The organism is Paenibacillus sp. sgz302191 (genome assembly GCF_057749925.1).
Genome location: NZ_JBYLHY010000021.1, coordinates 77,640 through 92,215 on the forward strand (window position 1 = coordinate 77,640; position 14,576 = coordinate 92,215).

The 14,576-nt window shown below is 47.4% G+C and carries 11 protein-coding genes; all 11 read right to left on the bottom strand.

Annotation, left to right across the window (positions count from 1 at the left end; translation table 11 throughout):
• Positions 1-4 precede the first annotated feature (4 nt).
• Positions 5-1,522, bottom strand: a complete 1,518-nt coding sequence (locus tag AC3G2T_RS25560; RefSeq protein WP_488437350.1) for a sulfatase family protein — start codon at positions 1,520-1,522, stop codon at positions 5-7.
• A 21-nt stretch (positions 1,523-1,543) separates the two neighbouring features.
• Positions 1,544-2,941 carry a sulfatase family protein gene (locus AC3G2T_RS25565; protein WP_474683062.1) on the bottom strand — a complete coding sequence of 466 codons (1,398 nt, stop codon included), beginning with the start codon at positions 2,939-2,941 and terminating at the stop codon, positions 1,544-1,546.
• A 41-nt stretch (positions 2,942-2,982) separates the two neighbouring features.
• The gene (locus AC3G2T_RS25570; protein ID WP_488437351.1) at positions 2,983-4,491 is read right to left on the bottom strand and encodes an ABC transporter substrate-binding protein; all 1,509 of its coding nucleotides are present in this window, start codon (positions 4,489-4,491) and stop codon (positions 2,983-2,985) included.
• A gap of 100 nt (positions 4,492-4,591) precedes the next feature.
• Positions 4,592-5,356, bottom strand: coding sequence for a response regulator transcription factor (locus AC3G2T_RS25575; RefSeq protein ID WP_488437352.1), 765 nt, complete (start codon positions 5,354-5,356; stop codon positions 4,592-4,594).
• Positions 5,349-7,193, bottom strand: a complete 1,845-nt coding sequence (locus tag AC3G2T_RS25580) for a sensor histidine kinase (protein WP_488437353.1) — start codon at positions 7,191-7,193, stop codon at positions 5,349-5,351. The genes AC3G2T_RS25575 and AC3G2T_RS25580 overlap by 8 nt, the downstream gene beginning before the upstream one ends.
• 12 nt (positions 7,194-7,205) lie before the next feature.
• The gene (locus AC3G2T_RS25585) at positions 7,206-8,048 is read right to left on the bottom strand and encodes a carbohydrate ABC transporter permease (RefSeq protein ID WP_488437354.1); all 843 of its coding nucleotides are present in this window, start codon (positions 8,046-8,048) and stop codon (positions 7,206-7,208) included.
• Between the two features lie 41 nt (positions 8,049-8,089).
• Positions 8,090-8,914 carry a carbohydrate ABC transporter permease gene (locus AC3G2T_RS25590; RefSeq protein WP_474683067.1) on the bottom strand — a complete coding sequence of 275 codons (825 nt, stop codon included), beginning with the start codon at positions 8,912-8,914 and terminating at the stop codon, positions 8,090-8,092.
• Between the two features lie 370 nt (positions 8,915-9,284).
• Complete coding sequence (locus tag AC3G2T_RS25595) at positions 9,285-10,352, bottom strand: polysaccharide deacetylase family protein (RefSeq protein WP_488437355.1); 1,068 nt, start codon at positions 10,350-10,352, stop codon at positions 9,285-9,287.
• A 22-nt stretch (positions 10,353-10,374) separates the two neighbouring features.
• Positions 10,375-11,445, bottom strand: a complete 1,071-nt coding sequence (locus tag AC3G2T_RS25600; RefSeq protein WP_488437356.1) for a glycoside hydrolase family 11 protein — start codon at positions 11,443-11,445, stop codon at positions 10,375-10,377.
• Between the two features lie 370 nt (positions 11,446-11,815).
• Positions 11,816-14,152 carry an immune inhibitor A domain-containing protein gene (locus AC3G2T_RS25605; RefSeq protein ID WP_488437357.1) on the bottom strand — a complete coding sequence of 779 codons (2,337 nt, stop codon included), beginning with the start codon at positions 14,150-14,152 and terminating at the stop codon, positions 11,816-11,818.
• 286 nt (positions 14,153-14,438) lie between these two features.
• Positions 14,439-14,564 (bottom strand): hypothetical protein, encoded by a 126-nt coding sequence (locus AC3G2T_RS25610; protein WP_488437358.1) that lies wholly within the window; start codon positions 14,562-14,564, stop codon positions 14,439-14,441.
• Positions 14,565-14,576 lie beyond the last annotated feature (12 nt).

The window sequence follows — 14,576 nt, forward strand, 5'->3', positions numbered from 1 at the left end:
TTCATTAGTGTAATAAATCTAGCTGCTCAAGAAGACAATTTAAACGTTCTTCCGCTTCTCTTCCTTTCATTTGTCTAACTTCGTTGATCACTCTTCTGGCTACCGGGGCTTTGATCTTTTGCGTGTCCAAGCGGTTTAAAGTAGCATCCGCGTATTCGTGATAATACTGAACATCCATCAAATCCGCCCGCCAGGTTAACAATGCTTGCAGCATGCGATTGCGAATCTCCGCGTAATTCTCATCATCAAAAAGACTGTTTCTCTCCAATGGATCGGACACGCGATCGAACAGTTGCCCCGCCGCTTCGTCAAAATAATACGTAAGCTTCCAACGATTTGTCGCGATCGCAGCCGATTTGAACAAAGTTGCCGCCGCGTACTTGCGTGGCGATGCTTCGCCTTGCTTCAGCGGGTTAAACAAATCGAAACCTTGCATCGTATCAGATTGTATACCTGCGGCCCCTAATATCGTTGTTGGTATATCGTTCCACGTCGCAAAGTCCCGAACTTCATCCGCCGGCAAGGTACCCGGCATACTCATAATAAAAGGTACGCGCCATGAAGCGTCGAAATAATTGTGCTTATCATTAAATCCGTGGTCGAACAACTGCAATCCATGATCGGAAGAAAAAATAACGAGAGTGTTCTCGCGCAGCCCGGATTCGTCCAGATATCGCAGCAGTCGTCCGACCTGTTCGTCACAATAAGCGGCTAAACCGTAGTAAAGTTTGCGAAGCTGATCCACCTTTTCTTTCAGTTCTTCCCGGTATACGACGCCTTTTGCTGTCTCTAGCTGTTCAAGCGCATGATTAAAGTTCTCATTTTGATAAGAGACCGAGTCCCTCAATCCTAGAAGAGCCTTCATTTGCTTCGGAAACCCGTCGATTTCTCCCGGAACGAAGTTGACCTCAGGCAAACTTATGTTTTCGTACAATTCCGCCCACTTGCCCGGGGGATCTATCGGTTCATGCGGACTCACCATGGAGCAGTAGGCAAAGAACGGCTCACTCTGCTCTTGTTCCCATCTATCCAACTCCTGGATGGTCTTATCGACCAAAAAGGCCTCCATAAACAAATGGTCCGGCACCGGATTCGGATGATGGCTTATCCGGCTGTAACCGTGCTTTGCAATATGCTCCGCATAACAATCGGAGGCATTAACCATTTTTTCAGTCACAATATGCTTGACATCAAAAGAGTCAGGCACCGGTCCGAAGTGGGCCTTCCCAATGATCATATTGTAGTACCCGGCTTTTTTCAGCAAATCCGGCAGCGTTGGAAAATGTGTTCTTCTTTCCACACCGTTTTCAATGCAGCCATGGACAGGCGTATGTAATCCCGTGATCAGGCTGCATCTTGCCGGCATACACACAGGCGAAGATGTGTGCCCTTGTTTAAAAAGCACGCCTTCCTTGGCAAGTTTGTCCAAATTGGGCGAAACGGCAAATGAGCTGCCCATGCAGGCTAACGTATCCCATCGCTGGGAGTCCGTCGTAATCAACAAAATGTTCGGTTTACTCATGTTCTCACCCTCACGAATCCGTTATATACCGCTATACCATACTTGCTCCGGAAGTTCGAACTGATCCCCGGTTTTGGCAATCCAATCCTTCAACATTCCGTGAAGCCTCTCCAAATGCCTGCGATTAAACTTACTGTAAGCAAGATTGACCATCTCATACGGATCAGAGTTCAAGTTGTACAGCAGCCATGGTTGATGCTCCAAAGCGATGTACTTCCAACCGTCGCGGGTAACTACACCTCTAAAAGGGCGATCGATCCCTTCCTCGAAGGGCCCTGGCTGCATGGCTTGCGGCAGCGGCAAGCTGATGTAGGCGCTTTCAGGCATAGCTGCCGAATCGGAATTGAGAGCAGGATCCAAAATAACGGATGAATAATCAAAGCCCTCCATATCCTCAGGCACCGGAATGCCGCACAAACCAAGTGTTGTCGGGGCTATGTCAACGTGATTGACCAGCGCATTCGACCGCTTTGGCTTGTAGCTTCGGCGGGTCGGTCCGCTGACCAGAAAAGGAATGCGGATGGATTCCTCCCAAGGCGCCATCTTTCGAAATTGACCGTGTGCTCCATGCATATCTCCGTGATCGCTGAAAAAGATCACATACGTCTCTTGATCGATGCCAAGCTTCAATAACGCATCTCTTATTCGCCCGACGTTGAAGTCAATCCGCTCAATGGCTGCATAATAACCCGCCAATTCTAAACGGGCGCGTTCCTCGATGTCTTTGACGGCGGGGACGTTGGGATTCAGCCGAATGTTGGCAGGGCGGTGCCTTTTCATATCCTCCTCAGGCGCAACATAGGGGTCATGCGGAGGTTGTACGGATAGAACGCCGAAGAAAGGCTTTTTTGCATAATCTTGTGCGCCCCCTGCCTGCCGCTTCATCCACTCGATGAACAAATCGGTCAACGCATCTGTCTCATAACCGGGAAGCCTCAATGATAAAGGCCGTCCGTCTTCCCCGTCCGTATGAACATAGCCGTGAAAAGGCTGATTATTATTCTCGTATGCCCACCAATCTTCAAATCCTCCTCTTCTTTCCGGGGGGATATACCGGGTGCTGGCGTGATTTTTGGAATCTTTAAGATCCAGCTCCGGGCGGTTGCCATCCAGATGCCATTTTCCAAACCATCCGGTCCGGTATCCATGCTCCCGAAACGCATGCGCTACCGTTTTAGCTTCAGTTGACATTGGCGAGTGAAGAGCAGGAACGGTGGAACGGTGCGGATACTTTCCCGTCACAAGAGAACCTCGAAACGGCGAACAAAGAGGAGTTCCCGAGATCGCATGTGTAAAGTTGACCCCTTCAATCGCCATTCTGTCGAGATTAGGTGTGCTGACATTCGGATCTAAGCGGTGGCTCATCGCTTGGGCACGCATCTGATCGACCAAGATCCAAATTACGTTGGGCTGCTTCAAGGTACCTCCATCCTTTCAACTCTCGTCCGCAATCAGCAGTCTTATTTCATTTCTTTAAAGTTGCTGCTTCCGTCCCATTTCGGGAAATGGAAATCCTCCATATCTACTTTGGCGCCCTCAGCTTTTGATTTATTTATGGCATCTTGCAGGTTTTTATTCAACTTATCGGAATGTTCCTTCAGCGTTGCTTCCACATTGGTTGCTTTACCGTTCAAAATCATCTGAAGCACTTCACCCGTGTTCGGCTTCATCTTGTCTTGCACCAAATTGCCGATTTTATTGGATACAGGAACTAATTCCGGATTGCGGGCAATGGCGTCAGGTCCGAGTATCCAAGCATCGTTATGAACTTTGACAAACTCCTTTAATTCGGGGAACGGATAATTGCTTTCGTCCGCGTTTACATCCGGCATAGGCGTTAAAGAGATCCCTTTTTTCATGTATAAATTATAATATTCTTTGGAAGTAAATGCTTCCTCGATAAATTTCCCCACCTCTTTGGCGTGCTTTGTGTTCTTGGAAACGACATAGCCACGTTCGGGAACAGCCAACGTATATCCAAATTTAGGTGTGCTTCCATCCGGCGTAGGTACATAGGCCGAGCCGAAATTAAGCTTTGGATTCAAATTTTTTAGATTAGCAAGCGACCAGCGGCCGTTTAAAAGAAAAGCCGCCTTGCCTTCCGCAAACAACGCCTCGGATTCTGATGTTTTAAACATAAAGGAAGATGGCAGAATGCTCCCTTCCTTCTTTAAAGTTAACAAGAAATTGACCGAATCTACCCAAGCCTTGGAGGCAAGGTCATATTTACCTTCAATAAAATTGAATCCGTCGAAAGGACTTTCCCCTTTACTGGCTCCGACAGCGAAGCCGGCTACAACGAGTTGAGTAAAGCGTGCCGGCGTTCCGCCTGCAAACGTTACTCCGTAAACATCCCCTTTTCCTTGCGCTGTAACTTTCTGAGCCATTTCTCTTAGCTCATCCCACGTTTTTGGGGCTTTAGGCTCCAGCCCGGCATTTTTCAAAACATCTTTATTGTAGTACAGCATATAACTGAGAGACGGACCTGAACTCGGCCAAGTATAGATTTGACCATTGAATTGGTTAACCCCTTCTTGGAACGACCCTTCATAAAAATTCTGTTTCCATTTATCTGATACTAATCCTGTAATCGGTTGAATTAAGTGCTTATCTACATAATCGGAAACTTGAGAGCCTAACGGCAGTTGGAACAAATCGGGTTCATCCCCGGAAGCAAAAGCTGCCTGTACCGCTGTGTTATGTCCTTCCCACGGAGTATATTTGGCCTCTACTCGAATTTGCCCTTTATACTTCTCGTTAAAAGTTTTGACGACCTGCTGTCCCGGACTGTCTTCCCCATCCCAACTAGATTGGTCAGCGCCCCAAACCTTTAACACGACCTCTTTGGCTCGGTTATTAGCGCTTCCATCTTTCGCTCCTTGTTTGCTGCTTTCTTGCGAACATCCGGAGAGCGCAACCGAAAATGCCATTGCTGCTGCAATCGTGACTGAACCTGTACGTTTTAACATGTTAGTTCCCCCTTGTGAAATTGCAATATCCGTTTTTACATCCTTATTGTAAACGCTTACTCTATGCATATTAAGACGCCCATTTTTTACTTTTGAGGGTCTATTTTTTACTTTGATGCTTATCGCGGTATTCTCCCGGCGTCATCCCAAAATCCTTTTTAAAGGTTCTTCTAAAATGTTTTTCGTCCCAATAGCCAACCTGTTTAGCAATTTCTATATTTGTCAAGCTTGTCTCCTTAAGCATTCTGCATGCGTGCCTCATCCTCACATCTCTCAAATACTGGACAAAGCCTTTACCTGTTTCTATTTTAAATAACCGGCTAAGATAGGAAGAGTTAAAGCCTGCCTGATCGGCCAGCAGGGAAAGTGACAGGTCTTCCATATACAAACGCTCCATCGTTTTCAAGACCGATTGAACAAGCTCTACGCCACCGCCCAAACCGGTGAGACCGATAGCCGTTTCCTTCTCAGTTGACGGCGCTTCCGTACGCCGGGACAATAATTCCTGCAGGTTGGTCAATACGGCGGAAAGCTCCTCGTTGTTGACAGGCTTTATCAAGTAATCAATCGCACCCAAGCGCATAGTCGTCCTGGCATATTCAAATTCGTCGTATGCTGAAACAATAATTACCTGCTGCTTGAACTGCCGCTCCCGCATTTCCTTCATCATCTCCAGCCCGTTCATGCCCGGCATGTTGATGTCCGTAATAATCGCATCAAAATTCCCTTGTTCAAGCTTGGCCAGTGCCTCCCTGCCGTCCCGAGCCGAATCCGTAACCGTAAATTGAACGCCTAGCCGGGCTATAATTTTTTTCAACCCTTCGCACATCCAAAACTCGTCATCCACTACTAATAAGTTATGCATAGCTGCCGTCCTCTCTGTCTTCATCCAATGGTATACGAATTTCTGCAATCGTTCCGGTTAACGGACTATAATCGATTCCAAGCCTTCCTTGCCCGCCATAGTTTAAAAATAATCGTTGGCTCACATTAAACAACCCGACATGGCCGGCCAACGGCTCCTCACCGTCGACAGCTTCGTCTGCTTGTCTGGCAAGCCTGCGCTTAATCTCCTGCAAACGCTCAGCCGCAATACCTACTCCGTTATCCGCAACACGTAAAACAAGCTCGTTATCATCCGCTTCAACGGCTGTTATCCAAATATCCCCTACTGACGACTTGGGGATCAAGCCGTGTTCGATCGCATTTTCAACTAGAGGTTGAAGGATTAATTTAAGCACCGGCTGTTCTTCAAGGTGTGCCGCAATATCAAAATGGCAGCGAATGCGTCCGGGATACCGAACTTGAATAATTTGTATATAGGCTGCCACATGATCAATTTCTTGCCGCAGTGTTTTATATTTCTCGGTATCGATGCTGTACCTGAACATTCCTGCCAGGCCCTCACTCATAATCGCGACTTCCTTCACGTCATAGACTTCACCGACACACTTTATCGTATTTAACGTATTGTGCAAAAAGTGCGGATTAATCTGCATTTGCAGCGCTTTCAATTCGGACTCCCGCTTTAATAACTGGAGCCTGGTCTCCCTAATTTCCGACAAATACACTTCTTCTTTTAATTCCTGAACTTGCTCCAGCATACGGTTAAAGCGCCGTGTCAATAAGCCCAGCTCATCCCCTCTATCGATAGGCACCCTGGCGGATAAATCTCCTTTTTCGACACGCTTCATATATTCGGCAAGCCGGATCATAGGGTTAGTAATAGCCTGACTCAGGTATTTTGCAAAAAGGACGATAAACCCAAGAGCTACGCAGACGATGATCAAGATGGCCCATTTTAGGGCTTCAATCTTTCCCGACACCTCTCGAAACGGGACAGCCGCGACAATTTTCCAACCCGTCGCCTTAGAGGTTGAGTAGCCTACAAGCGTATTTACTCCATGAACCTCAGTAAACAAATACCCGTGGTCCTGCTTAAATTCCGGCAGCGAGTTGATCTTCTTGATCAGGTCTTCCGATTCGCCTTCCCCGCTTTGATTAACGACAGACTTCCCTTCCTGTGAAATCATAAATACGGAACCTGTATTCCCAACCCGGATGGTATCAATCATACCGGATAAAAATTGCGCATCATAATTCAGCAGCAGCGTACCGCTTTCCTTCAGATCGGAAACTTTGAATATTCTGCCTGCAAACGTTACAACCGATTCCCCTTGGGCATAGTTTTGCGCATGCGCGGGAAATAAACGAAAGCCCTTTTGCTTGATGACCTCGCCATACCAAGGGTCGTTTAGAAAATCAAACCCTATTTTCGAAAAATCCTTACCGTCAGAAATGAAATTACCGTGATCGTTAACAACATAAACACCGCGTATATGAGTGTTTTGATTTGAAATGGTAGAAATGAGGTTTCTAAGGGCCTGAAGATTCGGAATCAGGGACAAATCGGCGGGATCTTTCCAATCCAGGAAAGCCTGGGTATCCGAATCAAACTGTATTAATTTGATCAAATGGGTCGTTTCTTCCGTAAAAGAACTTATTCGTTCATCAACTTGCCTAGTTGTTTGCACCATAGATGCCCCTACCTCTTCCCCAAGCGATTGAGTTAAGGTCATATAAAAGAAAGCCGCTGTAACAATAAGCGGCACAATACTTATAAAATAAAAAGTGATCAACAATTTAGGTCGAAGCTCAATATGATTCGTCCATTGATCCAACATATCGACAAATCTATTCACATGCTGTCTCTCCTATCCTTTTACGGCACCGGCAATCCCCTCTACGAAATAACGTTGAAAGAAGACGAATATGAAGATGATTGGAATGAGGGAGATGCTCGCCGCTGCAGCGGCTCCGGTCCAGTCGACGGAATGCTCGCCGACAAACTGATACATTCCGACACCAAGCGTTCTTAATTCCGGTTTATTTAAAGTAAATACTAACGGAATTAAGAAGGAATTCCAAGAGTACATAAACTGTAAAATTCCGGTTGTCGCGATCGTCGGCCTCGAAAGGGGCAGCATGACCTGAAGAAAGGTGCGCAGAAATCCCGCCCCGTCAATCTGCGCCGCCTCTTCCAATTCTTTCGGCACTCCCCGAAAAAATGCTGTAAACAATAAGATAAATAACACATGCGCTCCGCCGGCTTCTGCAAGTATAACCCCTGCAAGCGTATTATTTAATCCGAGTGAATTAACTAACGTATAGACTGGAATAATCGTATAGCCTTTAGGTAAGAACAACGTTGCCGCAACTAATACTAATATCAATTTCCGCCCCGGGAATTCGAACCGCCCTAACACATAGCCTGTCATGGCACATAGTAAGATAACAACTAGAACAACGGATACCGAAATGATCGCGGTATTGTAAAAATAAATGGAGAATTTAGCCGTCTCCCAGGCTCTAACATAGTTTTCAAATTGAAACGATTTCGGCAAGACGGATAATCCGCCCGAAATGTACTCGGAGTTCGTTTTAAACGACGCCGTTACCATCCAGATAAATGGATAAATCCAAATCAGGCCTACACCAATTAACAATAGGTGTGTAATGGGAATAACCAGCTTCTTCACAGATTTTGCAGCTTCCATATCTAATCCCTTCCTCATCAAAGATGTATGAACTTGCAGTTCTAGTGCTGCGCTCCTCGCTTTTTCCCGCCCGCCATACGGGAGAGTAAACCAAAGGCCAGCGATACGAACAAGATAGCAAAGCCGTATACGACCCCGGCTGCCGAAGCGAATCCGATTCTAGATTCCCCGCCGCCGCCGAAAGCATACCGGTAAATATAAACGTCAACCATATCCGTTGAGAAGGATGGGCCACCGCCCGTCATGGACTGGACCAAATCGAACACATGTAGCGCATTCACCGCTGACAAAAGAACAATCACGGTTCCTACAGGAATCAACAGCGGGATCGTAATGAGCCGGAAGCTTTGGAATGCCGAGGCACCGTCCACTTTTGCAGCTTCGTATAAATCTTTCGGCAGCGTGGAAATGCCCGATAACCAGTAAATCACTTTAATCCCAAAATACTTCCAGATCCCTACAAATGTCACGATCAGCAGTGCCGTATCGGCGCTGCCAAGCCAGTCGATCGGAGCATCAATCAATCCGATTGCTATAAAAACTTCGTTAACCAATCCTTTATAAGCTCCGAATATAAACTTCATAACAAGGCCAACGATAGCTGTCGTCGTAACCACAGGCAAAAAAAAGATCGTCCGATAAGCAGCGGAGCCTTTCAACCAGGAGGCACTTAATAACAGAGCCAGCAGCAATGCAAGCGGTACTTGAATAAGAACGAGTGCCCCCATGAATATAAAGCTGTTTTTAAAAGCGTTCCAAAATAACGGGTCCAAGAGGGTTTCCTTAAAGTTGTCAAGACCGACAAATTCATCTATAGGACCAATGCCGCTCCACTCGTAAAAGGCATATACATAGCTCATAATCATAGGATATAACGTAAAAGAAACATACAATAATGCTTGTGGCAGTAAGAATAAATAACACCATAGCCACCTTTTTGTTTTTAATGAATTGTTTCTTGTTGTCTTCATTACAGCCGCATGACTTATCCTGTTAGCAGTCACTACAACCCCTCCTCTTTGTAGTTTAAATTGTAACCGCTACCACGAAAGCCTTAAACGCTCCATTTTTGACTTTTGAAAGGGCTTTTTTTGATGTTCGGAAACGAGACGGGTAAGGAAAAAGACAACTCTCACGCCCATACATCGGGAATGGTAGTTGTCTTCAGTGTCTTCGGGACCTCGGGAAGATTCCGCCGGGATTTTGTATGGAAGAATCGTTTGCCGCTATGGAGCTTTAGTTGTTCTCCAAATAATCAATGTAAGCATCCCATGTCCCGTTATCGGCTGTTACAACGAGCTCGATCTCTTGATTTCCGGTTCCATGGCTGACATTGTTTAGGGTATAGACCGCAGGACTGCTCCCGCCGAAGTAGAAGGTGCCCTTTGTCTGGCCGCCGATTTTCAAATCGACTCTGGCCATGTTGGAGTTATTCGAAGCGCCACGGAGTGAAAAATTATGGGTACCGCTCGCGAAATTTTGCGTGTATTTCACCGAATCATTGTTGGCGTATAAAGCGACTCCGTTGAACGGCGAGCTGATATTCCCGGTGTACTGGCCGCCTTTGGTCATACTCTCGGCTTCTGTTTTCGCACCTGTGTTACCACCGCTGCTTCCGCCGTCAGGCGCGACCGCCCGGCCGGTGCTCGGCGAGATCATGCCGGAGCAAAGATTCCGGCTCTTGAGGTTCTGCGCGATCTGCGGGATTGCTTGGAGCGTAGTCTGGTATTGGTCGTGCATCAGGATCACATCGCCGTTTTGCATCCTGCCCGCGGCGGCTGCGATCTGGGCGGCGGTAGCGCCGTTCCAGTCCTGGGAGTCAACGCTCCATAGCACTTCGGTAAGACCGTTCTGGGCCTCGATGGACTTCAAGGTCGCGTTGGTCTCGCCGTACGGCGGACGGAACAGCTTCGGCGCCGTGCCGGTAATGGACTGCAGCGTTTGCTGCGTGCGTGTAATTTCCGATGACATCTGCGAGGCGCTCAGCTGCGTCATGTGCGGATGCGACCATGAATGGCTGCCGATCCACATGCCTGCCGCCTGCTGGTCGCGTACGAGTGACGGGTAATTCTGCGCATTCTGCCCAACATTGAAGAACGTCGCGCGCAAGCCGTTTTGCTTCAGTGTGTTAAGCAGCGTTGTCGTATTGTTGGGATTCGGACCATCGTCGAAGGTTAATGCTACATAGCCGTTCGAACAATCGGCCGCAAGCGCCTCGCTGCCCAACATCACCAGCGAGCCCGTGAACAAAGATACGACGAGCGACCCGATCGCCGCCCATTTTCCTGCTTTCGCTTTAAACATGGTTCTACCTCCTTCCGCTCTTTTAGTTGATCTCCAAATAATCAATATAAGCATCCCATGTCCCGTTATCGGCTGTTACAATGAGCTCAATCTCTTGATTTCCGGTTCCATGGCTGACATTGTTTAAGGTATAAACCGCAGAACTGCTCCCGCCGAAGTAGAAGGTGCCCTTTGTCTGGCCGCCGATTTTCAAATCGACTCTGGCCATGTTGGAGTTATTCGAAGCGCCACGGAGTGAAAAATTATGGGTGCCGCTCGTGAAATTCTGTGTATATTTCACCGAATCATTGTTGGCGTATAAAGCGACTCCGTTGAACGGCGAGCTGATATTCCCGGTGTACTGACCGCTTTTGGTCATACTTTCGGCTTCTATTTTCGTACCTGTAGTACCACCGCCACTGCTTCCGCCGATCGTAAGTGTATTGCTAGTCACATTAGCGCTCCCGCTGCTTTGATACCCCTCTATCGTAAGCGAAACTTCATTCATTTTCCCCATTTGCATTCCCATGTTCTCCCACGCATTAAAGTGTTGGCTAACAGATATGGTTCCGCTCGTGCGTTTCGACGTCCGGACACTCCAATACTGCTTAAAAGTTGTATTGCCTTTAATGGAAGGTTGGTTGACTCTGATGGTCTCATAAACGTCATATGTCCCCCCGTCAACGGTAATAGTGCCTTTTGACGTTGCGCCGGGCGGACGCCAGCTGCCCCAGCTATCGACGATGTAATATTCGACTAGCGGGTCAACCATCCACCCATAGACGCATAAATACGAATTGCCGTTTGGCTGGTAGTCGGCACTGTAGTTGACGGATATGTTTCCGATTTGCTTGTGTGTCTGGGTCTCGTCGAATTTCTTGCCTTTACGGAATAACGCATTTCCGATGTTGCTCCACTGTGCGCTGAACGCGCCGCCGCTATTGAGCGTCATACTCGTCGTTCCGGAATCCTTCCACAGTTCATAATAGTAGCCGTCATGGGTGCCGGTTTCATTGGAAGTGATCGTTGTTGCCGCTTGCGCGGTTACTGCAGGCAATGTAAGCGTAAAACAAATTAAAATCGCAAAAAATAACCTCATTCTTTTTTGCTTCATTTCGCATTCCTCCTTATTAGGTTAAATTGCATGTAGTTTTACTATGATGCTGTGCTGCTCGTAGCAGGCCGTCGTCTCCACTTCCTTCCAATATCAAAATTGTAAGCGATTACATTTACTATTTTATCAAACCATTCCTTCATATTTCACCCAAAAAGATTTAGTTTTTACTGTAAAAAGCTTAGTTCTTTTGGAAACGGAAATAGCATCAGGGATAGCGGTTCGTTTAAACGAAAAAAACAAACGCCCCTGTTTCGAAAGCGAAACAGGGGCGTTTGTTCATAATCGGGACGGTGCCGACCGCGCCGTTCTTTGCGGATTCATGCGGCGCCACACTGCGAGTTGGGAACTGCGCGCGTTGCGACCGAAGCTATTTAAGCTTGACCACGATATTTCCTTTCCTACTATCGTCTGTCTCGTCAATGACATTTACTTTGATGCCATACAACGGCAAAATAACTCCTGCATCCGGCATTTCCTGCGTAAAATAAGTCCGTTTATCCTCGAAAGTAGGATTTTTGGAATTGGTGGTGTCTGTTATGGTGCGCACTACAGTATCCGTACTGTAATCGATGAACATTTTCTTGTCCTTATTTGTGCTGAAGGTTGCATCGTGAACTTGGTACCTGGTGGCCGCTGCGCTGCCGTCGTTCCACCTCATCAATTTTTGCTCCGCATCGACAACATTTAAAAAGCCGTGACCGGGATGAACAGTTGTCCAGTTATCGGTGTACTGTTCGTCCGCGTACCAGATCAAGAGGCCCGGTTTATAAGCCATAAGGCTTTTGCCGCGTAAAATATGGCTGAGTCCTGCGTCAACACCGGAATGGTTCCTCATCTCGAGCAAGTAATAGTGATCCGAATACTTGTAACCATCGTCTTTCGTGAAGCCGTTCAATGTGAAGCTGGAGGCAGTTCCTTCCGCGTCATCAAATAAAGACACCTTGCCGTCTGTTACTAACGAAATGTCATCTACATATAAGCCCGCCATTGCAGCGGCAACGTCGGTCCAATAGTTGATTTTCAGGTTGACCTTTTTACCCGCGTAATCGTTCAGGCTAAATTTGGCGTCAATCCAGCCGTCGGATTTGCCGGTTATGCCGTTTCCGGGATTTTGCTGATTGGGATTGGCAGCGGTTGTAATGTTGCCGGGGATGCTTGACCAAGTATTCGTGCCGTATACCTGCACTTGCACAGAGCCATAATCCCAATCCTTTTCGATATCGTACCAAGTCTTGAAGTTCAGGTCTGCTGAGGTCGCATCGGTCAAGTCGAAGGAAGTAAACATGGAATTATTCAAATTATTGCCTGAGCCGCTAAAGTAAGCGTATTTACCGCTGGGCGGCGTGGTTACGAGCGTTCCCTTTTTCGGAAGAGTGATCTTGACTACGTCGTTGTTGGCTGCTTTGATGCTGGCTGCGTCCAAAGTGTATTCCTTGCCTTTGGTCGTCAGCTCCGACAAGTCTACTGTATTGCCGTGGAGCCAGTTGCCGCCATAGGTATTTTGGAAAAATTGCTTGGCGTACGGACTGAAGCCTACAGGCTCGGTTCCCGGTATAGTTCCCGCCCAGCTTCCGGCTGACATAATGGACCAGTAGGCGACGGAATCGCCTTGGCCGGTATATTCCGTATCGTATTCGTCAGGAAGTCCGAGATCGTGGCCGAATTCATGGCTAAACACACCGGCCGCCCCATCCTCAGGCATAACAGTATAGGAATAAGCGGAAATTTCCGTGCCCGGTATTTTCCACGGAATGGCGGAACCGTTCACGATGTCATAGACCTTTGAGCTATGGGACCATATTGCGTCCGTTCCCAGCGTGCCGCCACCCGCCTCCTGGCCCATTCCCGAGTGGATAATCATGAGGTGATCAATAATGCCGTCTGGCTCGTTAAGGTCGCCGTCACCGTCCAAATCATTAGGGTCCTTCAGGTCGTAGTCTTGAAGATTCACATCCTTGGAAGCGGCAATTAAAGCCTCCTTGACAAGCTCTCGAATGTTCACATTTTTGCTGCTGCCGCTGTCTGCGCCATAGTAGGCCGCCGGTTTGGAGGCTTTGTACCAGCCCAGAGCTCTGCCTTCCACGTCATAGCTGCCGCCGGATTGCTGGTCATAGAATTGCTTTAAGGAAACGAAATTTTCGCCGTTAGGGCCGGCATAGCCGTTACTCCCAAATATCATATTCTGATAATGCGACGGGGTGTAATCCTTGTAATACATTGCCGTTTCTTTCGGTGCTAGCGAATTATGCGGAAAGTCCGGGAACTCGATCAAAAGAACAAGCGCTTTATCCTTGGTAACACTTCCGTCCCAAGAGGTTTGGGGATCATTCTTTTTCTTCTTGTGGGTGTCTGAGTTTTTATTCAAAAATCCTCTGGCAGCGGCGGATTTGCCGTACTTCTTCAAGTCTTGGGCCGACTTGATATCGGATTGGGAACGGTTCTTAATGTCCTTATCCGCATTTTGGCTTAAGTACTGCCTGATAATTTTTTCGGCTTGTTCCGGCGTTGCATCCTTTGGAATCGTTCCATTCTTCGTCAAAATTTCATTCAGCTTTTCATCGTTGGCGACTATCAGATGTTCATCGATGCCGAGCGTAGGGTCGGCATTTGGGTATTGTGCGCCTGCTGCAAAGGCGCTGGTGCCAAAGCTTGCAGTTGTCATGACCGCGGCTGTTAATAAGCCTATGATTCTACTTTTTCCCATAATTAATTACCTCCTTTTGGTATAGGTTATACATAAACTACCATATAAAGGATTAAGTGTAAATACATATTTTCCATAATTTATATGAAATTAGTTTGGTAGAATAAAACATAATTAAAAGAAAAAAGGGCCGCTCATAAGTCATAAAATAACTTACGGGCGGCCCTAAAAAAAATTGTTGAACAAATGAAGCTCATCCTATTTTAAATTGGAAGTGTCGAGCGACCGTTCAAAGGAGTGCTTTTGGGGGACATTCGCGCCAGTTCCCCTTCTCCCCGCTCTGAAGTCAAACCTCTTCGGCGCCGGAAAGATCATCGAATCCGACAATGCGCGCATCGTGGAAATTCACCATCACGCCGTAAGGCTCACAGATATCCAGACTCCCCTCGGCGAACAGGATGGACCAGTCCAAGCCGCCCCAGAA